Below are 26,077 nucleotides of genomic sequence, written 5' to 3'. Positions count from 1 at the left end.
GAGCCTATCGGCCCGCCCGGGCATCCTCGGCGGGCGGTTCGTCACACTCTGCCTGTCCCAGGAGCAGCCTCTCCAACTCCTCCCGGCCGGGCAACCGCCCGGGCCGTACGACCTCGCCGGTGCGCACGTACAGGAACACGGCGGTGACCGACTCCGGTGGCACCCCCTGCTGCTCCGCCCAGGCGAGCCGGTAGACGGCGAGCTGCAGGGGGTCCGCGGTGCGGTTGCGGCCGGTCTTCCAGTCGACGATCTCGTACGTCGTCCCAGCCCCGTCCCCCGTGTCGTCGTACCGGTAGACGGCGTCGATACGTCCTCGTACGACGCGGCCGGCGAGGGCGAGCTGGAAGGGTGCCTCGACACGGTAGGGGGTGCGGTGTGCGTACTCGGTGCGCTCGAAGGCGTCCTTGAGCGCCTCGAGGTCGCGTTCGTCGGCGATCTCGGCATCGCCGCCGGGCAGCTCCTCCGGCTCCAGCATGGGCAGCGTCAGCTCCTCGAACCGGGCCTCCACCCAGGCGTGGAACCGGGTGCCCCGGCGCGCGGCCGGCTGCGGGGGGCGCGGCATGGGGCGCGCGAGTTCCTGCGCGAACCCGTCGGGGTCGGCGGTCAGGTGCAGTAGCTGGGACGCGGTGAGCGTGGTCGGCAGCGGGACCTCCGTGACGCTCTGCCGGGCGCGCTGGAGCTCCCCGGTGAGGGCGTCGAGGTCGCGGTCCCAGGAGGCGATGGTGCGGGCCTCCTCGGGGGTGAGCGGCGCCGGGGCCTCCGGCTCGGGGGGACGGGGCCGGGCGGCGGGCGGCTCGGGGGCCTTCGCCTGGTGCGGGACCGTGGGGCGGTCGGTGTCCCACGCGTCCCAGTCGGCCGGGTCCTCCGCGAAGGGGTCGTGTTCGTCGTACGGGGGCTGTTCGTCGTACGGAGGCTGTTCGTCGTACGGAGGCTGTTCGTCGTACGGAGGCTGTTCGTCGTACGGAGGCTGTTCGTCGTACGGAGGCTGTTCGTCATACGGGGACCCTTCCTCGTCCGGCGGGGCCGGCCAGTCCGGGTCGTCGTGGGCGCCGGGGTCATGGGTGGCGACCGGGTGGCCGGGATCCCCGGTGGCCAAGGCATCGAGGTGGGCCAGGACGGTCTCGGCGGCGGCGCGGCGGCGGGCCAGTGCCGCGTCGTCCAGCGGCAGCGGCCAGACCTGGTCGGCGGTCGCCCGGTGCAGCGCGGGGTTCTCCTCGTCCTCCTCCGGCTCGTCGGCCCATGCCTCGATCTCGCCGTGACCGGCGGCGCAGTGGTCGTACAGGGCCTGGAGGAAGTCGGACGGGCCGCGGGGTTTCTTCTGGCTGGGGCCCCACCAGTGGCCCGAGCCGAGGAGCAGGGAGCGGGGGCGGGTGAAGGTGACGTAGCCGAGGCGGAGTTCCTCGGTGTGCTGGTGGTCCTTCATGGCCTCGTGGAAGGCCTTCATTCCCCGGGAGTCCCAGTTCTCGACGTCGGGCAGGGTGTCCGCGTCGCCCCGCAGCCGGTGCGGCAGCACCTTGGCCTGGGCGGTCCACTTCTCGCGGCCCTGGCTGCTGGGGAAGGCGCCCTTGACCAGGCCGGGTACGGCGACGACGTCCCACTCCAGGCCCTTCGACTTGTGCGCGGTGAGCACCTTGACGGTGTTCTCACCGCCGGGCAGGGCGTTGTCGAGGCCCTTCTCGTACTGGGCGGCGGTACGCAGGAAGCCGAGGAAGGCCAGCAGGGAGGCTTCGCTCTCGTTCGCCGCGAAGGACGCGGCGATGTCCAGGAAGTTCGACAGGGTCTCGCGGCGGCGCGCGGCGAGGGCGTGCGGCGACGCCGACAGTTCCACCTCCAGGCCGGTGACGGCGAGGACGCGGTACAGGACGTCCATGAGGGGGTCGGCCAGTGAGCGGCGCAGCTCGCGCAGCTCGGCCGCCAGGCGCGCGAACCGTACGCGCGCCTCCGCGGAGAAGGGCAGCCCGTCGTCGTCCGCGTTGTCCTCGACAGGCGATTCGAGGAACGTGTCGAGTGCGTCGGCGAGCGATGTCACCTCGGACGGGTCGACTCCCTCGACGGCCTCGGCGAGCCGACGGTCCGGGTCGTCCTCGGCGCCCACGCGCGCGTGGGACACGAGCAGACGCGCGCGCCGCCCCAGCAGGGCGAGGTCGCGGGGGCCGATGCGCCAGCGCGGGCCGGTCAGCAGGCGGACCAGGGAGGCGTTGGCGCCGGGATCCTGGAGCACCTCGCAGACCGCGACGAGGTCGGCGACCTCGGGCAGGTGCAGCAGTCCGGAGAGGCCGACCACCTCGACGGGGATGTCCCGGGCGACGAGGGCGCCCTGGATCTGGGCGAAGTCGGTCGCCGCGCGGCACAGCACGGCGATCTCGCCGGGGGCCTTCCCGGTGCCGACGAGGTGGGCGATGGAGTCGGCGATCCAGTCGATCTCCTCGGCGTGGGTGCGCAGCAGGGCGCAGCGGACGGTGCCGTCCCGCTCGGCCCCGGGGGCCGGGCGGAGGGCCTCCACGCCCGCGTGCATGGCGCGCAGGGGCTCGGCGAGGCCGTTGGCGAGGTCGAGGAGGCGGCCGCCGCTGCGGCGGTTCTCGCTGAGTGCCTGGCGGGTGGCGGGGCGACCGTCGGCGTGCGCGAAGTGCTCGGGAAAGTCGTCGAGGTTGGCGACGGAGGCGCCGCGCCAGCCGTAGATGGCCTGGCAGGGGTCGCCGACGGCGGTCACCGGGTGCCCGGTGCCGCCGCCGAAGAGGCCCGCCAGGAGGACGCGCTGGGCCACCGAGGTGTCCTGGTACTCGTCGAGGAGCACCACGCGGAACTCCTCGCGCAGGGCCCGGCCGACGTCGGGGATCCGCGCCAGCGCCGCGGACAGGGCGATCTGGTCGCCGAAGTCGAGCAGGTCGCGCTCGCGTTTGGCGGCCCGGTAGCGCAGCACCAGCTCGGCGAGTTCGCGGCGGGCGGCGGCCGTCTCGGGGACCTTGCGCAGTTCGGCGTTGCTGAGTTTGGCGCCTTGCAGGGTCCGCAGCAGGTCGGCGTCCCAGGTGCGCAGGTCCTCGGGGCGTACGAGGTGTTCGGCGAGTTCGGCGTCGAGGGTGAGGAGGTCGCTGACGAGGTCGGCGAAGGAGCGGGTCAGCGCCGGGTAGGGACCGGGTGCCTCGCGCAGTACGCGCGCGGCGAGCTGGTAGCGGGTGGCGTCGGCGAGCAGCCGGGACGTCGGTTCGAGACCGATGCGCAGTCCGTGGTCGGTCAGCAGGCGTCCGGCGAAGGCGTGGTAGGTGGAGATCACCGGTTCGCCGGGCGGGTTGTCGGGGTCGATGAGGTCGGGGTCGGTGACGCCGGCCCGGATCAGGGCCTTGCGGACGCGTTCGGCGAGTTCTCCGGCGGCCTTGTTGGTGAAGGTGAGGCCGAGGACCTGTTCGGGCGCGACCTGTCCGGTGCCGACCAGCCACACCACGCGTGCGGCCATGACCGTGGTCTTGCCCGACCCGGCTCCGGCCACGATCACCTGCGGAGCGGGCGGTGCGGTGATGCAGGCCGTCTGCTCCGGGGTGAAGGGGATACCGAGGAGCTCCTTGAGCTGCTCGGTGTCGGTGATACGTGCGGGCATTCCTCAGAGGCTAGTGGCGGCCACTGACAGCCGATGCCGAACCGGCCCCCAGCGCGGGTTGCAGCCCAGGTCAGCACCGGGGGTGTGGTCCGTCACCCGGGTCACTCGACGACTTGTCGGCCTTCGGGCCGCGCGCTGCACGACGCCCGGAAGGCACAGTGGGTGCAGTGCTGGCCGGTGCTCGGTGTGAACCGTTCGTCGAGGACCTTCCCGGCGGCGTTGGCCAGCAGCTCGCCGACCCACTCCCCCTCCAGCGGTTCCTGGGCCTGCACCTTGGGCAGGGTTTCGCCGCCGTCCCGCTGCGCGGCGCCCTGCCTGAGGTGGACGAGTTCGGCGCCGCCGGGCTCGGGGCGCCCGCCGTCGAAGGCGTCGTCCACGGCGCCCTCTCGGACGGCGAGCTGGTAGACGGCCAGCTGCGGATGCCGTTCCACCTCGCGCGCGGTCGGCGCCTGCTTCCCGGTCTTGAAGTCGACGACGTAGGCCCGGCCCTCGCCGTCCGCCTCGACCCGGTCCATCTGGCCGCGGATGCGCACCTCGTAGTCGCCGGCTGCGAGGGTGACGTCGAAGTCGTGTTCGCTCGCCACCGGTGTCCGCACGGCCTGGTCGAGCACATGCCATTTCAGGAAGCGTTCGAGGGCCGCGCGCGCGTGTCCCTTCTCCTGCTCCGACTTCCAGGGGGCGTCGAACGCCAGCGCGTTCCACACGGAGTCCAGGCGTTCCATGAGGACGTCGAGGTCGGCAGGGGTACGTCCGGAGGCGACCTCGTCGGCCAGCACGTGGACGACGTTGCCGAAGCCCTGCGCGGCGGTGGCGGGCGTGTCGGCCTTCACCTCGCGGCCCAGGAACCACTGGAGGGCGCAGGTGTTGGCGAGCTGGTCCAGGGCGCTGCCGGACAGCACGACCGGCTGGTCCCGGTTGCGCAACGGCACCTTGCTCTCGGTCGGCTCGAACATGCCCCACCAGCGGTAGGGGTGCGCGGAGGGGACCAGAGGACGGCCGTCCTCGTCGGCAAGGGCGGCGAGCCGGGCCAGGCGTCGGGCGGCGGCCTCCCGCAGGGCCGCTGAGGCTCGCGGGTCGACCGTCGTGGCGCGCAGTTCGGCGACCAGCGCGGCCACGGACAGCGGGCGGCGCGGGCGGCCGGTGACGTCCTGTGGTTCGACACCGAGTTCGGTGAGGAACCGGGAGGGCTGGTCGCCGTCGTCCGCGGGCGCCTTCACAGCGGTGACGACGAGGCGGTCACGCGCGCGTGTGGCGGCGACGTAGAACAGGCGGCGTTCCTCGGCGAGGAGCGCCCCCGGGGTGAGCGGTTCGGCGAGCCCGTCACGGCCGATGCGGTCGGCCTCCAGCAAGGAGCCGCGGCGGCGCAGGTCCGGCCACAGTCCTTCCTGGACACCGGCGATCACGACCAGGCGCCACTGGAGGCCCTTGGAGCGGTGCGCGGTCATCAGACGTACGGCGTCGGGGCGCAGCGCCCGTCGGGTGAGGGTGTCGGCGGCGATGTCCTCGGCCTCGATCTCCTCGAGGAAGTTCAGGGCGCCCCGGCCGCCGGTGCGCTCCTCCGCGCGCGCGGCGGTCGCGAACAGGGCGCACACGGCGTCCAGGTCACGGTCGGCGTTGCGGCCGGCCGCGCCACCGCGTCGGGCGGCCCGCTCCAGGCGGGTGGGCCACGGGGTGCCCTCCCACAGGTCCCACAGCGCCTCCTCGGCCGTACCACCACCCGCCAGGCGCTCACGGGCTTTTCGCAGCAGCGCTCCGAGGCGCTGGGCCCCGCGCGCGTACGCGGGGTCGTGGGCGACCAGGCGCTCCGGTTCGGCGAGCGCCAGCGTGAGCAGTTCGTCCGAGGGCCGCGGCAGCGGGTTGCCGGCCGCCCGCTCCTCCTCGCGCAGGGCGCGGCCCAGCCGTCGCAGGTCCGCGGCGTCCATGCCGGCGAGAGGAGAGGCCAGCAGCGTGAGGGCGGTCTCGGTGTCGAGCCAGCAGGAGTCCTGGCCGGACGGCTCGGAGGCCTGGCCGGACTGCTCCGAGTCTTGGCCAGACGGCTCGGAGTCCTGGCCGGACGGCTCGGAGTCCTGGCCGGACTGCTGGGGAGCCTGACCCGGCTGCCGGCGGGCCTGGCCGGGCTGTCCTGCCGCCTCGGCGGCAGCCACCGCGCGGAGCGCCGTCAGCAGCGGTGCCACCGCCGGTTCATGGCGCAGGGGCAGATCGTCGCCGTCGATGTCCAGCGGGACGCCGGCCGCCGTGAGGGCGCGGCGGACCGTCGGGATGGTGCGGGACCCGGCGCGCACGAGGACGGCCATGTCGCGCCAGGCCACTCCGTCCTCCAGATGTGCCCGGCGGAGGATGTCGCCGATGTTGTCCAGTTCCGTGCCGGGTGTGGGGTACGTGTGGACGTCGACGCGGCCGCCGTCCCGCACGGGGGTGAGCTCACGGTGGGCGCGTACCTTGTCGGCCGGGAGGCGGGTCAGCGGCATGCGCTGGGTCAGCAGCCGGGTCGCGTCCAGCAGGGCCGCGCCGGACCGGCGGGAGGTGCGCAGCACCTCGACGGGCGCCGGGCGGCCGTCCGCGCGCGAGAAGGCCCGCGGGAAGTCCAGGATGCCGTTCACGTCGGCGCCCCGGAAGGCGTAGATCGACTGGTCGGGGTCGCCGAAGGCGACCAGGGTGCGGCCGCCACCGGCCAGGGCGTGCAGCAGGCGGACCTGGGCCGGGTCGGTGTCCTGGTACTCGTCGACGTACACGGCGTCGTACCGGGCGGCGAGGTGTGCGGCGGCCTCCGGGCGGCGGGCGAGGAGCACCGCGCGGTGGACGAGCTCGGCGTAGTCCAGGACGCCTTGCAGGTCGATGACGTCGAGGTACTCGGCCAGGAAGGCGGCCGCGGCCCGCCAGTCGGGGCGGCCGATCCGCCGGGCGAAGGCGTCCAGGGCATCAGGGCCCAGGCCCAGCTCGCGGCTCCGGGCGAGGACCGCGCGGACCTCGTCGGCGAATCCCCGGGTGGTCAGACAGGCGCGCAGCTCGTCCGGCCAGCGCACATGGTGCAGCCCGAGCCGCTCCAGCTCCGGCTGTCCCGCGAGCAGCTCACGGACGGTCACGTCCTGTTCGGGGCCGGAGAGCAGGCGCAGGGGCTCCACGAACAGGTCGCTGTCCTGGTGGGCGCGGACCAGGGCGTAGCAGTAGGAGTGGAAGGTGGTCGCCTGGGGGGCGCGGGCGGCCCCTGTGCGCCGGGCCATGCGGTCGCGCAGGTCGACGGCCGCCTTGCGGCTGAAGGTCAGCACGAGGATGCGCTCGGGGTCCCCGCCCCGGGCGATCCGGGCGGCCACGGACTCGACGAGCGTGGTGGTCTTGCCGGTGCCGGGACCCGCAAGGACGAGCAAGGGGCCGGCCCGGTGATCAACCACGGCGCGCTGGGCGGCGTCAAGACGGATGGGATCCGGCTCGGCCGGAGGGGTACGCACCAGTCTGTAAGCGCCACTGTTCCCCTGCCGCACCGGAGGGTGGGGCAGGCGCCTGGTGGAAGAAGAGGAGCTCACGTGGTTCGCCGGTCCTGGTGGGTGTGCTGGTTGGCAGGCGGTCACGCGTACGTGACGGTGGCCGCGGGGTGAGGGGAACGCGCGCAGCCGACGCTACGCCGGGAAAAAGAGCGGAAGCAGGTGCTCCACTTCATCCCTTCCGGCCCTCGTGCCACGCGGGTCCCATCCCTCACGAACGTACGTCATGCCACGGACGTCCCCCCTGTCCCCCTTACGGGCCACAGGTTCCCCTCTTCGGTGTCCGATGGCGGAAGCTGTCAGGTGTGAACCTCCGCGCACTCGTCGCCGTCCCATCGGGCCCGCCTCATGTCGAGGCGGGGCAGATGGCCCTCGGCCGCTCTGGCCGCCTCCTTCAGGGGGGTGCCCTCGGCGCGGTACCGCTCGAGTGCGCGCAGCTCGTGGCCGGGCAGCAGGACGCCGTCCGCGCGGACGACCCGCCACCACGGGACGGCTCCGCCGTACAGGGCCATCACCCGGCCCACCTGGCGCGGGCCGCCCTCCTGCAGCCACTCCGCGACGTCCCCGTACGTCATGACCCGCCCCGGCGGGATGCGCTCGGCCACGTCGAGGACCCGCTCGGCGTACCTCGGGAGCGCGTCCGCGTACTCCGCGCCCGCGTCCTCCGGAAACCCCTGCTCGCTCATCCGCCCCATCCTGCCGCACGCCACCGACAACGGGACGCGGGCCGCGGCAGGACCACCTCTCGCCCTCCGGCGGCGCTTCCGGCAGACTGTGCGCCCCCGCGTTTGCACCCTGATGCCCCCGTGTGTCGGTGCGACATGCCACCATCGTGCGGGCGGTGACTGGTGATACGAGACCAAGAAGAGACGATGAAACAGCAGGGCGTGCACCCCGAAGGCGCGGAGGGCACCTCTGCAGCGGCGTCGCGCCCGGGCACCGCCGGACCGCGCGGGCAGGACTCCGGCCCCGGGGACACCCGGCGGCCCGACAAGGATGCCGCCCCCGGCCCCGGACCCGCTGCTGAGGAGGTGCACGCCGACGCCGTGGAGGGCGACGAACCGCTGCTCCCCGCGCGCGTGCACCGTCCCTCCGACCTGATGCGGCTGCTGGTGGGCATCCTCGCCGTCGCCGTACTGCTGGCGATCGCCGCGTTCGCCCACGGGACCACCTCGGGCCTCGAACAGGACATCAACAAGGGCACCGGCCAGGCACCCGACCTGCTGATCAGGTTCGCGGGGCTGGCGTCGAGCATCGCGATCCTGCTGGTCCCGGTCGCGTTCGCGATCGAGCGGCTGATCAAACGGGACGGGCTGCGCATCGCCGACGGCGTGCTCGCGGCGGTCCTCGCGCACGGTGTGACGCTCGCCACCGACCTGTGGGTCGCCCGGGCCGCCCCGCCGTCCATCCAGGACGCGCTCACCCAGCCCTCCCCCGGTGACATCCACGCCCTGACCGACCCGGTCCACGGCTACCTCGCCCCCGTCATCGCCTACATGACGGCCGTGGGCATGTCCCGGCGGCCACGCTGGCGGGCGGTGCTGTGGATCGTGCTGCTGCTCGACGCCTTCTCGATGCTGGTCACCGGCTACACGACACCGTTCTCGATCATCCTGACCGTGCTGATCGGCTGGACGGTGGCCTACGGCACCCTGTACGCGGTCGGCTCCCCCAACGTCCGGCCCACCGGACAGACCCTGATGGCAGGACTGCGGCACGTCGGTTTCCACCCGGTCAGCGCGGCCCGCGAGGACGCCCCGGACACCGACGGGGACCGCGGCCGACGCTACTTCGTCACCCTGGAGGACGGCCCGCCGCTGGACGTCACGGTCGTCGACCGGGAGCAGCAGGCCCAGGGCTTCTTCTACCGCGCGTGGCGCAACCTCACCCTGCGCGGCTTCGCCACCCGCTCCAGCCTCCAGTCGCTGCGCCAGGCTCTCGAACAGGAGGCGCTGCTGGCGTATGCGGCCATCGCGGCGGGTGCCAACGCGCCGAAGCTGATCGCCACCTCGGAGCTGGGCCCCGACGCCGTCATGCTCGTCTACCAGCACACCGGCGGGCGCACCCTCGACTCGCTGGCCGACGAGGAGATCACCGACGACCTGTTGCGCAACACCTGGCACCAGGTGCAGGCCCTGCAGTCCCGGCGCATCGCGCACCGCAGGCTCGCGGGTGACGCGATTATGGTGGATCGTTCCGGCACGGTGATCCTCACCGACCTGCGCGGCGGCGAGATCGCGGCCGGTGACCTCCTGCTGCGCATGGACGTCGCCCAGCTGGTCACGACGCTCGGCCTGCGGGTGGGCGCCGAACGGGCGGTGGCCTCCGCGGTCGGTGTCCTCGGCCCCGACGCGGTCGCAGACTGCCTGCCGATGCTCCAGCCGATCGCACTGACCCGCTCCACGCGCGCGACGCTGCGCAAACTGGCCCGGGAGCGGGCCCAACGCGAGCGTGACGCCGTGCTCGAGGCGTCCCGGCAGGCCAAACAGGCCCGCCTGGAGGAAGCCTCGGACGACAGCAGACCCGCGCTGGAGAAGCCCGACAAGAAGACCGTGCGGGCCGAGCAGCGGGCCGAGAAGCGGGCCATCGACGAGGCCCTGGAGGAAGCGCGCGAGGAGGACCTGCTCACCCAGATCCGGCACCAGGTGCTGCGCATCAGGCCTCAGGCGCCCGTGGAGCCGGCCCGGCTGGAGCGGGTACGACCGCGCACGTTGATCAGTTTCATCGCCGGCGCGATCGGCGCGTACTTCCTGCTGACGCAGCTCACGCACATCGAGTTCGGACCGCTCGTGGCGAACGCACAGTGGGGCTGGGTCGTCGCGGCCGTGCTGTTCGCCGCACTCAGTTACGTCGCGGCGGCGATGCAGCTCCTCGGGTTCGTGCCGGAGCGGGTGTCGTTCGCGCGGGCCGTGGCGGCTCAGGTGGCCGGCTCATTCGTGAAGATCGTGGCACCCGCCGCGGTCGGTGGTGTGGCGCTCAACACGCGGTTCCTGCAGCGCGCCGGAGTGCGGCCGGGGCTCGCGGTGGCGAGCGTCGGCGGCTCGCAGCTCGCCGGGCTCGGCTGCCACATCCTGATGCTGCTGTCCTTCGGCTATCTGACCGGAACCGAGAAGACGCCGTCGCTTTCCCCGTCCCGGACGGTCATCGCCGGTCTGCTGACGGTGGCGGTGCTCGTACTCGTGGTGACCTCGGTGCCGTTCCTGCGGAAGTTCGTGGTCACGCGCGTGCGGTCGCTGTTCGCCGGTGTTGTGCCGCGCATGCTGGACGTTCTGCAGCGCCCGCAGAAGCTGGTCACCGGCATCGGCGGCATGCTGCTGCTGACGGCCTGCTTCGTGATGTGCCTGGACGCGTCGATCCGGGCGTTCGGTGACGGCACGACCTCGCTGAGCATCGCCAGCGTCGCCGTCGTCTTCCTGGCCGGCAACGCGCTCGGTTCCGCGGCGCCGACCCCGGGCGGCGTCGGCGCGGTCGAGGCCACCCTGACCGTCGGGCTCATCGCCGTCGGCCTGCCCAAGGAGGTCGCCGCACCGGCCGTCCTGCTGTTTAGGCTGCTGACGCTGTGGCTGCCGGTCCTGCCGGGCTGGCTGGCCTTCAACCAGCTGACGCGCAAGGGCGCACTGTAGGCCCTGCCCGGCGTACTCCGGCCCGGACGCACGCGGGGCGTACCTCGTACGGCCCGCGCCCCGCGCGCCCCGGCGGACGCGCCCCCAGGATGGAGGTATGCGCCGCTTCCGGATCCGAGCCGCCGCCCTGGCGTCCGCCGTGCTGCTGTCCTTGCTGCCGGCGGGGTGCGGTGGCGGCGGCAAGGACGGAGACCTGACGGCGCAGAAACTGGACTGGAAGGACTGCCCCGCTCCTTCGGCGGCGGAGGGCGGTGGCAGCGCCCCCTCGCCGCTGCCGGGCGGGACGGCGTGGCAGTGCGCCACGCTGCAGGCGCCGCTCGACTGGAGCAAGCCGAACGGCGATCGCATCGGCCTCGCGCTGATCCGGTCCGCGGCGAGCGGACCGGCGAGCAGGCGCATCGGTTCGCTGGTGTTCAACTTCGGCGGGCCCGGCGGCAGCGGGGTCACCACGCTGCCCGCGTTCGGCGAGGACTACGCCAAGCTGCGCACCCGCTACGACCTGGTCAGCTTCGACCCGCGCGGCGTGGGCCGCAGCTCCCCCGTGGAGTGCGAGAGCGACGCCCAGCTCGACGAGTACTTCCAGCAGGACGCCACACCGGACAACGCCGCCGAACGGGCCCGGCTCCTGGACCGCACGAAGATGTTCAACGCGGCCTGCGAGAAGCACTCGGGGAAGATCCTGCCGCATGTGCGCACCACGGACGCGGCCCGCGACATGGACCTGATGCGGAAGGTCCTCGGCGACGCCAAGCTGTACTACTTCGGCATCTCCTACGGCACCGAGCTGGGCGCCGTCTACGCCCACCTCTTCCCGAAGCACGTCGGCCGCGCGGTGTTCGACGCGGTCGTCGACCCCACGCAGAACGCCGAACAGAGCTCGCTCGGGCAGGCCAGGGGCTTCCAGCTCGCGCTGGACAACTTCGCCGAGGACTGCACCTCCAAGACCACCGAGTGCCCGATCGGCGACACCCCGCAGGACGTCAAGGCCCGCATCGCCAAGCTGCTGAGCGACCTCGAGCGCAAGCCGATCCCCGGGGTCTTCCCACGTGAGCTGACCCAGACCGACGCGACCAACGGCATCGCGCAGTCCCTGTACTCGAAGGACTTCTGGGAGTACCTCACCGAGGGACTGCAGCAGGCCTACGGCGGCGACGGCAAGATCCTCATGCTGCTGTCCGACTCGATGAACGGCCGCGACGAGAACGGCGAGTACAGCAACATCACCGCGGCGAACATCGCCATCAACTGCTCCGACGAGAAATCCCGCTACACCACCGCCTACGTCCAGCAGCAACTGCCCGAGTTCCGCGCCGCCTCGGCCCTGTTCGGGGACTACCTGGCGTGGGGTCTGGTCGGCTGCACCGGCTGGGCCGTGCCGGGCGCCGCCGAGCATCCCGACGTGAGCGCCCCCGGGTCGGCGCCGATCCTCGTCGTCGGCAACACCGGTGATCCGGCGACCCCGTACGAGGGTGCGAAGAAGATGGTGGACGCGCTCGGGAAGGGCGTCGGAGTCGAGCTGACGTACAGGGGACAGGGACACGGCGCGTACGACAGCAAGAACAGGTGCGTGCAGGACGCGGTGAACGGTTATCTGCTGGACGGGAAGGTGCCCGCCGCCGGGACGGTCTGTTCGTGACGCTGTTCCGGACGACCACGCTGTTCCCGACGACCTCGAAATCCCCATGAATGCGCAGGTCAGGAAGTTATCCACAGGCCGGAAACGGTTCCGGAAGATCCGCCTACCATGGCCGGAGAGCTCACCGCCACGAGACGCGGAGGGCACGGGAACGGGGGTGCGCATGTCGCGTTTCGTACGGTGGTCGGCCGCGGTCGCCGCCGCGCTGCTGGTGGCCGGGTGCAGCGGCGGGTCGTCGGGCGCGGAAGAGGGCAAGGGGCGGTCCGGCCCGCCATCGGCGACGCCGACCGGCACGTCCGCCGCGGACCTCCCGGCCTCGCTCGCGTCGCAGAAGCTCGGCTGGGGCCGTTGCAAGGCCACTGGGGGCTCTTCCGCGCCGAGCGGTGAGTGGCAGTGCGCGACGCTGAAGGCGCCGCTCGACTGGAGCAGGCCCGAGGGCGACACCATCGGCCTGGCGCTCGTCCGCGCGAAGGCCACCGGCGGTGACCGCATCGGCTCGCTGCTGTTCAACTTCGGCGGACCCGGCGGCTCGGGCGTGTCGGCCATGCCGGCCTTCGGGGCCACCATGTCCGCGCTGCGCGAGCGGTACGACCTGGTGAGCTGGGACCCGCGCGGGGTCGGGGCGAGCGAGGGCATCCGCTGCCGCAGCGACAAGGACATCCAGGCCGCCGAGTCGGTGGACGCCACCCCCGACACCCCGGCCGAGGAGAGGGCCTACCTCCAGGACGCCACCGACTTCGGCAAAGGCTGTGCGCGAGCCGCCGGGAAACTGATGGCCCATGTCTCGACCACCGACACCGCCCGCGACATGGACCTGATCCGCCAGGTGCTCGGCGACGCCAGGACGCACTATTTCGGCTTCTCCTACGGGACCGAACTGGGCGGCGTGTACGCCCACTTGTTCCCGAAGCACGTGGGCCGCCTGGTCCTCGACGCGGTGGTCGACCCCAGCGCGGACGCCGTGGGCCACGCCGAGAACCAGGCCAGGGGCTTCCAGCGGGCACTCGACGACTACCTGAGGTCGCGGAGCCAGGACCCGAAGCAGGGCACACAGAAGATCGCGGACCTGCTGAAGCGCATCGACGCGCGGCCGCTGCCCACCTCTTCCGGGCGGAAACTGACGCAGACACAGGCCGTCACCGGCATCGTCCTGCCGCTGTACAGCGAGTCCCGCTGGCCGGAACTGACCAGCGCTCTGGCGGCGGCGGAAGAGGGAGACGGTACGGAACTGCTCGCACTCGCCGACGACTACAACGAACGGGACTCCGCGGGGCACTACGGCACGGCGACCCACGCCCAACGGGTCATATCGTGCCTGGACGACAAGGAGCGGCCCACGCTCCGGGAGACGAGGAAGCTGCTGCCCGAGTTCGAGAAGATCTCGCCGGTCTTCGGGGACTTCCTGGGCTGGGACACGGCCGGCTGGTGCCACGACTGGCCGGTGGCCGGACAGTTCGAGACCCCGGAGGTGAGCGCACCGGGCGCGGCGCCGATCCTCCTGGTCGGCAACACCGGCGACCCGGCGACGCCGTACGAGGGCACCCGCGAAATGGCCGACGAACTGGGCCGGGGCGTCGGCATCGAGCTCACCTGGAAGGGCGAGGGCCACGTGGCCTACGGCCGCGGGAGCGACTGCGTCGACTCGACGGTGAACGCCTATCTGCTGAACGGCACGGCACCGAAGGACGGCAAGGTCTGCTCATGACGACGTCGGGGGCTCCACGCAGTCTTGGTGCACGAAGCCCCCGACGCGGGACGAGCGGGACGAGCGGGGCGAGCCGCGGCTCAGTAGACGGGCTTGTCCGGTTCGATCTGGTTGACCCAGCCGATGACGCCGCCGCCGACGTGTACGGCGTCCGAGAAGCCCGCGGACTTCAGGACGGCGAGGACCTCCGCGCTACGGACGCCCGTCTTGCAGTGCAGGACGATCTTCTTGTCCTGCGGGAGGCCTTCGAGGGCGGTGCCCATGAGGAACTCGTTCTTCGGGATCAGCCGGGCGCCGGGGATGGAGACGATCTCGTACTCGTTGGGCTCCCGGACGTCGATGATCTCGATGCTCTCGCCCTCGTCGATCCACTCCTTGAGCTGCTTGGGAGTGATCGTGGAGTCGGCGGCCGCCGCCTGGGCCTCCTCGGAGACGACGCCGCAGAAGGCCTCGTAGTCGATGAGCTCGGTGACGGTCGGGTTGTCGCCGCAGACGGCGCAGTTCGGGTCCTTGCGGACCTTGACCTGGCGGTACTGCATCTCCAGCGCGTCGTAGATCATCAGGCGGCCGACCAGCGGATCACCGATGCCGGTGAGGACCTTGATCGCCTCGGTGACCTGGATGGAGCCGATGGACGCGCACAGCACGCCCAGGACGCCGCCCTCGGCGCAGGAGGGAACCATGCCGGGGGGCGGGGGCTCCGGGTAGAGGCAGCGGTAGCAGGGGCCGTGCTCGGACCAGAAGACCGAGGCCTGACCGTCGAAGCGGTAGATCGAACCCCACACGTACGGCTTGTTCAGCAGCACGCACGCGTCGTTGACCAGGTAACGGGTCGCGAAGTTGTCCGTGCCGTCGACGATCAGGTCGTACTGGCTGAAGATGTCCATCACGTTGTCGGCCTCGAGCCGCTCCTGGTGAAGGATCACGTTCACGTAGGGGTTGATGCCCTTGACGCTGTCCCGCGCGGACTCGGCCTTGGAGCGTCCGATGTCGGACTGACTGTGGATGATCTGGCGCTGCAGGTTCGACTCGTCGACCTCGTCGAACTCCACGATGCCGAGCGTGCCGACGCCCGCGGCGGCCAGGTACATCAGCGCCGGCGAGCCCAGGCCGCCGGCGCCCACGCAGAGCACCTTGGCGTTCTTCAGCCGCTTCTGCCCGTCCATCCCGACGTCCGGGATGATCAGGTGGCGGGAGTACCGGCGGACCTCGTCTACGGTGAGCTCAGGAGCGGGCTCGACCAGGGGTGGCAGCGACACGGGGACTCCGTTGGTCGGTCAAACAGTACGGTTGTTCTTCCCGTAACACTGCCACGGCCTTTTTCATTCCGAGACACCCGTTCCGACACGCGAGACGATCTCGTCCCAGTAGCCGGGCATGCCCTGCCAGGGGTCGGCGCGGCCGCCGCGGTCCGTGCGGTCGGTGAACCAGATGGTCGCCGCGCCCTGCCAGCGGGCGATGCGCAGCGCCTCGTCGAGGTGGCCGCGGGGCACACCGTGCACGAAGTGGCAGAAGCGGTCCGGCGGGTAGTCGGTGGTCCACTCGGCGACCTGCGACCAGCGGTAGTCGCTCCAGGAGCCGGAGAAGGTCACCAACTGGTCGGCGTTCTCGGCGTAGCCCGGATACGGGTGGGTGCCGTGGCCGAGGACGATGTGGGCGTCGTGGCGGAGCACACGGAGGGCGGCGACCGTGCGGCGGACCTCGCCGAGCGCGGCGCGTTCGGCGGGGCAGCGGTCCAGCAGGAAGCCGTCGGCCTGGTACCAGTCGAGGAAGCGGTGCGCGTCGGCGACCAGCTCGCCGAAGGCCCGGGTGCCGTACGCGACGTCGAGGTGGCCGAGGACGCGGACACCGGCGTTGCGCAGCCGACCCGCCGCCTGGAGACAGTCCGGGTCGGGGCGGACGCCGGGGCCCTGGGCGACGTCGAGGACGACCCAGTCCAGGGGCGTGCCGGGCCGGGTCAGTCCGGCCCAGTCGGTCGGCGCGACGAGAGGGTGGGCGTAGCCGGGCACGCCCAGGCCGGTACGGACGCCGGTACTCGCCGTGCCCGACCTGGTGCCGCTCACATGCGGCATGCCGCCTCCATCCAGATGTCGGCCAGGGACTCCTCGAGGTTGATCCGCGGTCGCCAGCCGAGGCGGTCCCGGGCGGTCCGCACGTCGGCCTGCTGCCAGCTGCCACACCCGTCCGGGTACGGGTACGCCACCGGGGAGTGGTCGCCGTCGGGGCGGGGGTGGCCGATGGGGGGCCGCAGCGGTCCGGGCGGTCCGTCGAGTTCGTGCAGTGCGCCGCCGTACCCGGCCACTCGGGCGAGGACGGAGGCGGCGTCCCTCAGGCGCACGGCGCGACCCGAGCCGATGTTGATGACCCCCTGCGCGGCGGACAGCGAGGCGGCGTGGACGGCGCGGGCGACGTCGCGTACGTCGACGAAGTCCCGCTGGACACCGAGCCCGCCGAGCTTGAGCTCGCCGTCGCCGGACTGCATGGCGCGGCGCATCGCCTCGGCGAGCCGGCCGAGCGGGGACCCGGCCGGCGTGCCGGGGCCGACGGGGGAGAAGACGCGCAGTACGACGGCGTCGAGGCCGGAGCCGAGGACCAGTTCGGTGGCCGCGAGCTTGCTGACGCCGTACGGCCCGCCGGGGCGGGGCACGGCGTCCTCGGCGGTGGAGGAGCCGGGTTGGCTGGGACCGTACTCGGAGCCGCATCCGATCTGCACCAGCCGGGCGACGCAGCCGCTGCGGCGCATGGCTTCGCAGACGGTGGCGACGGCGACGGTGTTGTGCCGGGTGAGCTCGCGGGCACCACCGCGGGTGGCTCCCGCGCAGTTGATGACGACGCCCGGGTGGACCGCGTCGAGGAAGCGGGTGAGGGCGCCGGGGCTGCCCGTCGCGAGGTCGAAGCGGACGTCGGCGTCGTCGCCGCGGCCGAGTGCGGTGAGCTGGACGGCCGGGTCGGCGAGCAGGCGGTCGGCGACGAAGCGGCCGAGGTAGCCGTTTGCTCCGATCAGCAGGACTCTCATCGGGCGGCTCCCGGGGTGCGTGCTCCGGATGCTCCGGTGGCTCCGGATGCTCCGGGTCGGGAGGTGGTCATCTGGTGTTCTCCTTCAAGGGGGGTGGTGCGGTTGCCTCCGGCGGTGGGCCGGCGCCTGCGGCTGGGTGGTCAGATCACGGGGCGGCCGCCATGGGGCGGGGAGCCGACCGTGGGTCCGTCATGTCCGGTCTCTCGTCATGTCCGGTCTCGCGTCCCCTCTGCCGTCGGGTCTTCCATCCGGCCCGACCGTTCCGCCCGGTCCGTCCGGTCCTCCGCCGGTGCGTGGGCCGAGGCCCGGGTGAGGGCGCGGCCGGCGTGGACCAGCAGGGCCAGGGCAGCGGTCGCGCAGACGAGAGTGGGTACGCTCCCCGGGCCCCAGGTGTCCACGAGGGACTGGACGGGGGTGGCCAGGAAGGGGCGTCCGGTCAGGCGGCCCGCGAGGATCAGGGCGGGGGCCGCGGCCTCGGTCACGGCTGCGGCGGCCAGGACGAGCGCCGGGGCGTGGCGGTGACGGTGGACGGTGAGCAGGCGGGCCGTCAGGAGGAGGCCGCCCAGGGCGAGGGCCTGGGGGTGGCCGGCGGGCTGATGCAGGGCCGCGCCGCAGAGGGCGAGCAGGGCGGCGAGGGCGCCGAGGTAGAGGACGAACGCGCCGAACAGCAGCGGTCGCACGGCGGCGGAGAACTCCTCCAGGCCCCGGCTGGACGCGAGTCTGCGGCGGGCCCGCACGGTGAACAGGTGGGCGCACCAGGCCGCCGGCGCGCAGCTCAGGAGGAGGGCCAGGAAGGGTGCGGTGGCCAGGGGCCAGGGGCCGTCCGTCGTGCTCGGCAGCCCGTGGGGGCCGCCGTCGAGGGCGGCTCGGAGCAGGCCGTCGCCGAGCAGGGCGTAGGCCAGCAGCCACGCGGTCGACACGCGTGTGCCGGTCGCCGTGTGCCACGCGCGTGTGTCGGCCGGTGTGCTCAGCGGGCCCCGGCGCAGGACCGCGCGTAAGGCGAGGAGCACGGCGAGGAGGCCGGCCGCGGCGATGACAGGACGCGGCCGGCCAGGGGTGATGTGCAGTCCTGTCACCACCGCCGCGCCGAGGGCGCCGGGCAGGAGGGTGAGCAGCGCCCAGCCGAGGTGCGCCCGGGGAGGTGTGGTGGTGTCTGCGGGCGTACGGGTTTCGCCGTCGCGGGACACGCGGGCGAACATCTCCTCGGCGAGCGAGAAGACGTCCCGGTGCCGGAAGCGTGCGGCGGTCCGGTCGGTGACGCCGTGTGCCTCGAGGCCCGCCGCGATCTCCAGCGGGTCCACGGCCCCTTCGCACAGCGCGCGGTGACGGTGCATCAGCCCCTTGACCGGGTCGGCGGCCCCTCGGCGGCGGGCGTGCCCGCGGGTGCCGTCCGAGTCCTCGGTGCCGTCGTGGGCCCATGCTCCGGGACCGTCGGGGGTTCCCGGGTGGTCCAGTTCCTCCAGGCTGCTCATCGTGCCCCCTCCGTCGCCGGCCCGGTGGCCCGTGCCAGTGCGTCGCCGCCGGACCGTCCCGGGCCACCGTGGCCGACGACGCGGGCCGCGGGGTCGGGCCAGTGGCCGGGCAGGTGGGCCTCGGCGGGGACGGCGAACGGGAGGGGGTCACCGGTCTCGTCGAGGATCGGGCGGCGCACGGGGCAGTGCGCGACGATCTCCAGGTAGATGCGGTGGAACGCGGCGACGTTCTGCTCGACGGTGAACAGTTCGAGGGCGCGGGCGCGGGCGGCGGCCCCCAGGCGCGCACGACGCTCGGGGTCGCGCAGGAGTGCCACGCACGCCTCGGCGAGCGCCCGCGGATTGCGCGGGGGGACGACGAGTCCCGTGCCGCCGACGGCCTCGACCACCGCGCCGACGTCCGTGGACACCGTGGCCCGGCCGCAGAACATGGCTTCGACCAGGCTGACCGGGAAGCCCTCGACGACGCTGGAGAGGACGACGACGGTGCCCGCCGCGTAGGCGTCGGCGAGGGTGGGTGCCTCCGGAGCGCCGATCTCCTCGAAGGAGACGGGGTTCTCGCCGACCGCGTGGGCGCCCGTCGCCTCGTCCGGGAAGAGCTGGGCGGCGAGCACCTTGCAATGGCCCAGGTACTCCTGGGCCTCGCGTCCGGTCGCCGCGCCCACGATGCGCAGCCGTGCCGCGGGCTCGGCCCTGCGTACCTCGGCGAAGGCGTGCAGCAGCGACACGAGGTCCTTGGCCGGGTCCACCCGGCCGACCCAGACCAGGGTGTCCGGATCGGCGCGGTCCGGGGACTCGCCGGCCTCCGCGAAGCGGGATGCCTCCAGCCCCGGGTAAACGGTGCGGATCCGGGCGCGGTCCGCGCCGCAGCGCTCCTGCCAGCGGCGGGCGTGGGCGTTGCCGGGCGTGATGATCGCGGCCCGCCGGTAGACCTCGGTGGCGAGCAGGCGGTGGAAGGCGGCGAGCAGGGATCGTACGGCCGGGGCCGCGGTGCCGGGGCCGGAGGTCAGGTAGTGGGAGCGCAGCTGTACGCCGTACTCGGTGACCAGCAGCGGTACCTCGCAGAAGTGGCCGGCGAGGAGTCCGGTCAGGGCCGCGGGGCCGCCGGCCGCCGCGTGGCACAGGTCCACCGAGCCGAGGCCGTCGTCCGCGTACCAGTCGAGGGCGAGGGGGCGCAGGACGCGTTCGAGACGGGCGGCGACGGTGAGCAGTTCGGGAACGCGGGCCTCGCGCGCCGCTCGCTGGGCGCCGGGCGCGCGACAGGCGCGCTCCAGGGCGCGTACGGCGGTCTCGGAGCGCAGCGCGCCGGGTAACCCGCCCTGTTCGCGGGCCAGTTCGGCGAGTTCGAACAGCGCATTGCCGAAACGGTCCGTCAGGTGAGGCGGGGCAGCGACGGAGACCGCGTCGGAGGCCCCGTGCGGGCCTGCTCCGGCGGCCGTGCCCGAGGCCGTGCCGGACGCGGCGTCCGAGGCGGCGTGGGATCCGGCGTCGGACGTGGCGTCCGGCCCGGCACAGACCGCCGCGGCGAGTTCGCCGTAGCACTCGGTGAAGCGTCGGCGCGCGCGCCTGCCGTATGCCGCCCCGTCGTCCTCGGCGGTCCACAGCGGTGCGGTGCGCACCCGGCTGACGTGCGGTGGCAGCGGGACCCATCCCTGGTCCTCCTGACGCCGGCTGCGGCTGAGCGCGTAGATGTCGAACTCGTGCTGCCCGAGCCCGCGTACGAGCCGGTCGCACCAGAGTCCGGCGTCACCGCCCACATACGGATAGCCACCCTCCGTCAGCAGTCCGATGCGCACGTGTGCACCCCCGATCTCACGTCTGGTCGGCCGCCGTTGGTCCCGGCGGCTAGCAGCGGGACGAACGTATGCGGACAAGCAGGTGGCGCGACGGACGGTTGTCCATCGCGCCACCAAAAGGGGTGAACGGTCGTAACTTTCCCGTGCGGGTCGCGTTCTGTCGCGCTAAGCGATCGGGAGGACGCGTGGCGTCACGCCGCGGCCGGCTCCCGGCGGGCAGCCCGCCGCTCGGCCGCGACGTCGGGGTCGAGGGCGGGTACGGCGGCCAGCAACTGCTCGGTGTACGGGTCCTGCGGGTGGTCGTACACCTGGTCGGCGGGCCCGGACTCCACGATCCGCCCGCGGCGCATCACCGCGACCCGGTCGCTGACCTGTCGTACCACCGCGAGGTCGTGCGCCACGAACACCAGCGCGAGCCCGAGTTCGCGTTGCAGCTCACCGAGCAGGGCCACCACCTGGGCCTGGGTGGTGACGTCCAGCGCGGAGACGGGTTCGTCGCAGACGATGACGCGCGGGTCGGCCGCGAGGGCCCGCGCGATGCCCACGCGCTGACGCTGTCCGCCGCTGAACTCGTGCGGGTAGCGGTCGTAGTGCGCCCCTTCGAGCCCCACGCGCTCCAGCAGTTCCGTCACGCGCCCGCGGATGCGCTCCTCGTCCCGGTCTCCCCGCGCGCGCAGCGGGTCGGCGATGGACTCGCCCACGCTGCGGCGGGGGTTGAGGGAGGAGACGGGGTCCTGGAAGACCATCTGCACGGCCGGGTTCACGCCGCTCACGGCGCCGCCCTCGAAGCGGACCTCGCCCGCCGTCGGCTCCAGCAGTCCCACGAGCATGCGCCCGAGCGTCGTCTTGCCGCTGCCGCTCTCGCCGACGACACCTAGGGTCTCGCCCCGGTGGACGGTCAGCGACACGTCGTCGACGGCGGCGAAGGCACCCTTGCCCCGGCCGAACTCGCGCCGCAGACCGGTCGCCTCCAGGACGACCTCCTCGGTCGCCCGCGAGGCGGCGCGCGGCGCGTCCACGCGGGGCACCGCGCCGAGCAGTTCCCGGGTGTACGGCTCGGTGGGCGCCCCGAGGACGGAGCCGACGAAGCCGTGCTCGACCGCCTTGCCGTGTCGCATGACCAGCACCTCGTCGACGCTCTCGGCGGCCACGCCGACGTCGTGGGTGACCAGCAGCAGGCCCATGCCGGTCTCCTCGCGCAGGTTGTGCAGCAGGTCGAGGATCTGGGCCTGGACGGTCACGTCGAGGGCGGTGGTCGGCTCGTCGGCGATGAGCAGCTCCGGCTCGCACGCCAGCGCCATGGCGATCAGGGCGCGCTGGCGCATGCCGCCGCTGAACTCGTGCGGGCGGGAACGGGACCGCCGCGAGGCGTCCGGGATGCCCACCCGGTCCAGCACCTCGACGGCACGCGCGCGTGCCGCCCGCCGTGACGCGCGCGTGTGCACGCGGTACACCTCGGCGATCTGGTCGCCGATCGCGTAGTACGGGTCGAGGGAGGACAGCGGGTCCTGGAAGACCATGGCGGCCTTCGCCCCGCGCAGCCGACGCAGTTCCTCGTCCGAGGCCTGCTGCACATCGGTGCCGGCGACGTGGACCGAGCCGCCGACCCGGGCTCCTGTGCCCCGGTGCAGGCCGAGCAGGGCGCCGGCGACCGTGGACTTGCCGGACCCGGACTCTCCGACGAGGGCGAGGGCGGCGCCCGGCTCCAGCCGGAACGAGAGTCCGTCCACGGCCCTGAGGGACCCGAACGCGACGCTCAGGTCCGTGACTTCCACCAGGCTCATGCGAGCACCACCCGTCGGTCGGCCACCGCGTACAGCACGTCCGCGACGGCGTTGGCGAGGACCACGAAGAAGCCGACGACCAGGACCATGCCGACGACCACCGGCAGGTCGACGACGTTCACCGCGTGCACCAGCTCCTGGCCGATGCCGGGCAGGCCGAAGAGGGTCTCGGTGAGGACCGCGCCGCCGACGGCCGAGCCGACGTTGTTGGCGTTCAGCGCGATGACGGGCGCCAGCGCGCCGCGCAGCGCGTGCCGTCCGACGATCGACCGCTCCCCCACGCCGTACGCGCGGAAGGTGCGGATGTGGTCCTCGGCGAGCGTCTCCAGCATCGCCGCCCTGGTCAGGCGCGCGAACGCGGCGGCCTCGACGAGCGCCAGCGACAGCCAGGGCAGCAGCAGGTTCCACGCCCACTGCTCGGGGTCGTCGGTGAACTTCACGTACTGCGGGAAGGGCAGGAGCTGGAGCTCGCCGCACACGACGATCATCAGGATCAGGCCGATGACGAAGACGGGCGTGGCCCAGCCCGCCAGGGTCAGGGCGGTCAGCACCCGTTCGGTGAGCCGGCCGCGCCGCCAGGCGGAGAGGACGCCGGTGCCGACGCCGAGGACGAGCCAGAGCACCATCGCGCCCACGACCAGCGACAGGCTGACCGGGAGTTTCGACAGGATGATGTCGGTGACCTGCTGGTCACTCTGGTAGGACAGCCCGAGGCAGGGCGCCGGGCAGTGCGCCACCGACGTTCCCGTCGAGTAGTCCTGGCCGGCCAGCAGACCGACGAGGAAGTGCCAGTAGCGCACGTACAGCGGGTCGTCGAGCCGGAGCTGCTGGGCGACCTGGTGCACCTGCTCCGGCGAGCAGCGCGGGCCGCAGGTGATCTGGGCGACGTTGCCTGGGGTGGCGTAGAAGACGACGTAGACGATCACCGAGATGGCGAACAGGGTGACCAGGGCGCCGGCGGCGCGGCGCAGGACGAAACCTCCGAAGCCGTTCATGCCTTGGCCTCCCGCTTCCGGCCGGTGCCGACGCGCAGGCGTGAGGCCGCGCGCGGGTCGAGGGCCGTGCGTATGCCGTCACCGAGGACGGTGAGGGCGAGGACGGTGACGAAGAGCGCGCCCGCGGGCAGCAGCAGGTACTGGGGCGCCGCCTGGTACCAGACGTCGGCGGCGGTGAGCATCTGCCCCCAGGACGGGGTCGGCGGCTTCACGCCGACACCGAGGAAGGACAGGGCCGCCTCGATGGAGATGTTGGTGGGCACGAGGAGCGCCGCGTAGGTGATGACGGGGGCGGCGAGGCCCGGCAGGAGTTCGCGGCGGGCGATGCGCCAGGTCCCCCAGCCGCTCAGCCGGGCGGCCAAGACGTAGTCGAGCCCCTTCAGGGTGAGCGTCTGGGCGCGCACGATCTTCGCCGTGTTGCCCCAGGCGATGAGGCCGATGACCAGCGTGACCAGGACGGGCCGCGGGAAGCTCGACGGCACGATCGCGAGCAGCGCCAGCGACATGATCATCAGCGGCATGGAGACGATGATGTCGGTGACCCGGCTCAGCAGTTGGTCGACCCAGCGGTTGCCGAGCGCGGCCATGACACCGACGGTGACGCCGAGGGAGACCTGCACCACCGTCGCCGCCAGCGCGACCCCGAGGGACACCCGTGCCCCGTACACCAGCCGCGCGAACAGGTCGCGGCCGGTCTGCGGCTCCACGCCGAGCCAGTGGTCGGCACTGACGCCGCCGAACGAACCGACGGGCACGCCACCGCGCGCGGAGTCGATGAGGGAAGGGTGGTACGTGGTGGGGTCCTGGCCCTCCAGGGCGGTGAGCAGCGGCGCGGCGAGCGCGACCAGGACCAGCAGCGCGACGACGACGGCCGCGACGAGGGCGGCGCGCTGCTGCCGCAGCCGCCGCCAGAACTGACGGGCCCCCGAGGCCGCCGGGACGGAGGTGTCCGTCCCGGCGGCCTCGACGGCGACGAGTGCCTCGCTCACGGTGCTACTTCACCGCGACCTGGGAGATGTCCAGGACGCCGGTCCAGTCGCTGATCACGACGTTCTTGATGTCCTTGCCGACCAGGCGCTTGTAGACCGGGTGGAACAGCGGCACGACGAGGGCCTGCTCGCCGATCCTCTTGTCGAGCGCGCCCCACCGCTTCGCGGCGGCCTGCAGGTCGGTCAGCTTGTTGATCGCGTCGATCTCGTCGTTGACCGACTTGTCGTTCAGCTGCCCGGTGTTGAAGTTGGCGCCGTCCTTGACGATCTGCCGGCCGTCGAAGATCGGGGCGAGGAAGGGACCGCCGGAGGGCCAGTCGGCACCCCAGTGGGCGAGGAAGAGACCGGGCTCGGTCTTCACGCTGTGGATCTTGTCCCGGTAGTCGTTGTCCTCCAGGCCCTGCAGCTTGACCGTGATGCCGGCCTTCTTCAGCGCGTCCTGGACGGCGGTCGCGATCTCCGGGCTGGTCTCGAAGTCCTTGCTGTTGGAGTGCGTGAGGGTGAGGGTGAGCCCGGACTTGTAGCCGGCCTCCTTCAGCAGTTCCTTTGCCTTGGCCGGGTCGCCGGTCTTTCCTGCCGGGAAGGGGTCGTACGGCGTGTAGCCGAAGGACTTCTGGTCCGGCAGGAAGGTGGTCGCGGGCTCGGCCAGCGCCGAACCGCCCGCCGCGTTGATGACGGAGGACCGGTCGATGGCGTAGGAGATCGCCTGCCGCACCTTGGCGTTGTCGAACGGCTTCACCTTCGGGTTGAAGGCGAGGTAGTTCGTGTAGCCGAAGTGGCCGGTGCCCACGCGCGCGGCCAGTTCCTTGTCACCGCTCACCTTGGCGAGTTCGGCCGGGCCGAGGTTGGTGTCGGTGGTGACCGCGGCGGCGTCCGCACCCTGGGACGCGGACAGCCGCTGGTTGATCACGGAGGAGTCCAGCCCGGACCTTACGTCGACGGTGTCGGGGTAGGCCTTGCGCTCGGCGTCGACGGCCGTCGACCAGTACTTGTTGCGCTCCAGGACCAGGTGTTCGCCGTCGTTCTCGTTCTTGACGACCTTGTACGGGCCCGAGGAGATCGGGTGGCTCTCGTACTTGGTGCCGGTGTCCTTGCTCTTCGGGACCGGCGTGAACTGGGTCTGCGTGGCCAGGTAGGGGAACTCGCCCTCGGGCTTGTTCAGGTGGAAGACGATGGTCCGGCTGTCCGGCGTCTCGATGGCGGACAGGCCCTTCTTGTCCTTGTACGGCCCCTGGTAGTCCGCCGCGCCGACCAGCCAGTCCCTCAGGTAGGGCGCGCCGCCGGAGAGTTCGGGGGCGAAGGAACGCTCGACGCCGTACTTGATGTCGGCCGAGGTGATGGGGGTGCCGTCCTCGTACTTGAGGCCCTTCTTCAGGGTGTACGTCCACACGGTCGCGTCCTTGTTCGGGCGCCCGGTGTCGGTGGCCAGGTCGGGGACGACCTTGGCGCCGGCCGCGCCGTTCTCGCGGTTGCGGGTGGTGAGCGTGCGGAAGACGAGGGACGGGACGTTGCCGCCGCCGGAGGTGTACAGGCGGGCGGGGTCGAAGTCCGTCTGCGGCTCGGAGTTGAGGACCGTGAGGGTGCCGCCCTTGTGGGGCGTGGAGTCACCACCGGAGGCCTTGGCATCGTTGTCCTTCGGCCCGCACGCGGCGGCGCCCGCTGCCACGACCAGGCTGACGGATGCCGCGGCCAGGCGGCGCGCTCTGATGGACGGTTGACGCATCGGAATGACGACCTCTCGGATGATGAGACAGATGGACGAGGGGTGAGACGAAAATGAACAGACGTCTGCCCCGGCGCCGGGTCGTCGAAAAAACCGTGACCGGGTCACGGAGAGGTGAGGAAACGTCGCGACGCGAACGCCAGGGGGCGGCGTCAGCGACAGTGGATGTCGGCCACGCAGAGCGCGGTCACGCCGATGAGCGCCAGCTCGATGGCGGCGCTGCTGTCGACGGCATGACTAGACCACATGCGCAGAAATATGAACGAA

General features: G+C 72.6%; 16 protein-coding genes. 3 read left to right on the top strand and 13 right to left on the bottom strand.

Features of this window, described 5'->3' with window-relative positions; all coding sequences use genetic code 11:
* Positions 1–4 precede the first annotated feature (4 nt).
* The 3 genes from ACFY0F_RS12765 to ACFY0F_RS12755 form a co-directional block, all read right to left on the bottom strand.
* A complete protein-coding gene (locus ACFY0F_RS12765; protein WP_388792368.1) occupies positions 5–3,592 on the bottom strand; it encodes a UvrD-helicase domain-containing protein in 3,588 nt (1,195 codons plus the stop codon).
* A 101-nt stretch (positions 3,593–3,693) separates the two neighbouring features.
* Positions 3,694–7,113: an ATP-dependent helicase gene (locus ACFY0F_RS12760; protein WP_388792366.1), complete on the bottom strand. Its 3,420-nt coding sequence runs from the start codon at positions 7,111–7,113 to the stop codon at positions 3,694–3,696.
* Between the two features lie 257 nt (positions 7,114–7,370).
* Positions 7,371–7,757, bottom strand: a complete 387-nt coding sequence (locus ACFY0F_RS12755; RefSeq protein WP_388792364.1) for an MGMT family protein — start codon at positions 7,755–7,757, stop codon at positions 7,371–7,373.
* 186 nt (positions 7,758–7,943) lie between these two features.
* Between ACFY0F_RS12755 and ACFY0F_RS12750 the strand changes: the two genes are divergently transcribed.
* The 3 genes from ACFY0F_RS12750 to ACFY0F_RS12740 all read left to right on the top strand — a co-directional run bounded on the left by ACFY0F_RS12750 (position 7,944) and on the right by ACFY0F_RS12740 (position 14,035).
* Positions 7,944–10,694: a lysylphosphatidylglycerol synthase domain-containing protein gene (locus tag ACFY0F_RS12750; RefSeq protein ID WP_388792363.1), complete on the top strand. Its 2,751-nt coding sequence runs from the start codon at positions 7,944–7,946 to the stop codon at positions 10,692–10,694.
* Between the two features lie 97 nt (positions 10,695–10,791).
* Positions 10,792–12,330 (top strand): alpha/beta hydrolase, encoded by a 1,539-nt coding sequence (locus ACFY0F_RS12745; protein WP_388792361.1) that lies wholly within the window; start codon positions 10,792–10,794, stop codon positions 12,328–12,330.
* Positions 12,331–12,493: 163 nt separating this feature from the next.
* Positions 12,494–14,035 carry an alpha/beta hydrolase gene (locus ACFY0F_RS12740; protein ID WP_388792359.1) on the top strand — a complete coding sequence of 514 codons (1,542 nt, stop codon included), beginning with the start codon at positions 12,494–12,496 and terminating at the stop codon, positions 14,033–14,035.
* Between the two features lie 80 nt (positions 14,036–14,115).
* Here ACFY0F_RS12740 and moeZ read toward each other — a convergent pair whose 3' ends face one another.
* From moeZ to ACFY0F_RS12690, 10 genes are all read right to left on the bottom strand, one after another.
* Positions 14,116–15,294, bottom strand: coding sequence for an adenylyltransferase/sulfurtransferase MoeZ (moeZ, locus tag ACFY0F_RS12735; protein ID WP_388792357.1), 1,179 nt, complete (start codon positions 15,292–15,294; stop codon positions 14,116–14,118).
* A 63-nt stretch (positions 15,295–15,357) separates the two neighbouring features.
* Positions 15,358–16,107 carry a spherulation-specific family 4 protein gene (locus tag ACFY0F_RS12730; RefSeq protein ID WP_388792355.1) on the bottom strand — a complete coding sequence of 250 codons (750 nt, stop codon included), beginning with the start codon at positions 16,105–16,107 and terminating at the stop codon, positions 15,358–15,360.
* On the bottom strand, positions 16,095–17,051 hold the full coding sequence (locus ACFY0F_RS12725) for an NAD-dependent epimerase/dehydratase family protein (RefSeq protein WP_388792353.1): 957 nt from the start codon (positions 17,049–17,051) through the stop codon (positions 16,095–16,097). The genes ACFY0F_RS12730 and ACFY0F_RS12725 overlap by 13 nt, the downstream gene beginning before the upstream one ends.
* A 206-nt stretch (positions 17,052–17,257) precedes the next feature.
* A complete protein-coding gene (locus ACFY0F_RS12720) occupies positions 17,258–18,523 on the bottom strand; it encodes a hypothetical protein (protein ID WP_388792351.1) in 1,266 nt (421 codons plus the stop codon).
* The gene (locus ACFY0F_RS12715) at positions 18,520–20,319 is read right to left on the bottom strand and encodes a DUF3492 domain-containing protein (RefSeq protein WP_388792350.1); all 1,800 of its coding nucleotides are present in this window, start codon (positions 20,317–20,319) and stop codon (positions 18,520–18,522) included. Before ACFY0F_RS12715 ends, ACFY0F_RS12720 begins: the two co-directional genes overlap by 4 nt.
* Positions 20,320–20,510: 191 nt before the next feature.
* The gene (locus ACFY0F_RS12710; RefSeq protein ID WP_388792348.1) at positions 20,511–22,103 is read right to left on the bottom strand and encodes a dipeptide ABC transporter ATP-binding protein; all 1,593 of its coding nucleotides are present in this window, start codon (positions 22,101–22,103) and stop codon (positions 20,511–20,513) included.
* Entirely contained in the window at positions 22,100–23,098 is a 999-nt protein-coding gene (locus ACFY0F_RS12705) for an ABC transporter permease (RefSeq protein ID WP_388792346.1), read from the bottom strand. The genes ACFY0F_RS12710 and ACFY0F_RS12705 overlap by 4 nt, the downstream gene beginning before the upstream one ends.
* Positions 23,095–24,087, bottom strand: a complete 993-nt coding sequence (locus ACFY0F_RS12700) for an ABC transporter permease (protein WP_388792344.1) — start codon at positions 24,085–24,087, stop codon at positions 23,095–23,097. Before ACFY0F_RS12700 ends, ACFY0F_RS12705 begins: the two co-directional genes overlap by 4 nt.
* 4 nt (positions 24,088–24,091) lie before the next feature.
* On the bottom strand, positions 24,092–25,810 hold the full coding sequence (locus ACFY0F_RS12695) for an ABC transporter substrate-binding protein (RefSeq protein WP_388792342.1): 1,719 nt from the start codon (positions 25,808–25,810) through the stop codon (positions 24,092–24,094).
* A 152-nt stretch (positions 25,811–25,962) separates the two neighbouring features.
* Positions 25,963–26,058 carry an Ms4533A family Cys-rich leader peptide gene (locus ACFY0F_RS12690; protein ID WP_338058722.1) on the bottom strand — a complete coding sequence of 32 codons (96 nt, stop codon included), beginning with the start codon at positions 26,056–26,058 and terminating at the stop codon, positions 25,963–25,965.
* Between the last annotated feature and the right edge of the window lie 19 nt (positions 26,059–26,077).

Source organism: Streptomyces sp. NPDC001544, from assembly GCF_042894285.1.
Taxonomy (GTDB): Bacteria; Actinomycetota; Actinomycetes; order Streptomycetales; family Streptomycetaceae; genus Streptomyces.
Note: the sequence above shows the minus strand (reverse complement) of the source record. Positions and strands in the feature narration are given on the sequence as shown.

Coding starts and splice junctions, on each gene's coding strand:
- ACFY0F_RS12765 (WP_388792368.1), bottom strand. CDS start 3,592: ATGCCCGCACGTATCACCGACACCGAGCAGCTCAAGGAGCTCCTCGGT.
- ACFY0F_RS12755 (WP_388792364.1), bottom strand. CDS start 7,757: ATGAGCGAGCAGGGGTTTCCGGAGGACGCGGGCGCGGAGTACGCGGAC.
- ACFY0F_RS12750 (WP_388792363.1), top strand. CDS start 7,944: ATGAAACAGCAGGGCGTGCACCCCGAAGGCGCGGAGGGCACCTCTGCA.
- ACFY0F_RS12745 (WP_388792361.1), top strand. CDS start 10,792: ATGCGCCGCTTCCGGATCCGAGCCGCCGCCCTGGCGTCCGCCGTGCTG.
- ACFY0F_RS12740 (WP_388792359.1), top strand. CDS start 12,494: ATGTCGCGTTTCGTACGGTGGTCGGCCGCGGTCGCCGCCGCGCTGCTG.
- ACFY0F_RS12730 (WP_388792355.1), bottom strand. CDS start 16,107: ATGCCGCATGTGAGCGGCACCAGGTCGGGCACGGCGAGTACCGGCGTC.
- ACFY0F_RS12725 (WP_388792353.1), bottom strand. CDS start 17,051: ATGAGAGTCCTGCTGATCGGAGCAAACGGCTACCTCGGCCGCTTCGTC.
- ACFY0F_RS12720 (WP_388792351.1), bottom strand. CDS start 18,523: ATGAGCAGCCTGGAGGAACTGGACCACCCGGGAACCCCCGACGGTCCC.
- ACFY0F_RS12710 (WP_388792348.1), bottom strand. CDS start 22,103: ATGAGCCTGGTGGAAGTCACGGACCTGAGCGTCGCGTTCGGGTCCCTC.
- ACFY0F_RS12705 (WP_388792346.1), bottom strand. CDS start 23,098: ATGAACGGCTTCGGAGGTTTCGTCCTGCGCCGCGCCGCCGGCGCCCTG.
- ACFY0F_RS12695 (WP_388792342.1), bottom strand. CDS start 25,810: ATGCGTCAACCGTCCATCAGAGCGCGCCGCCTGGCCGCGGCATCCGTC.
- ACFY0F_RS12690 (WP_338058722.1), bottom strand. CDS start 26,058: ATGTGGTCTAGTCATGCCGTCGACAGCAGCGCCGCCATCGAGCTGGCG.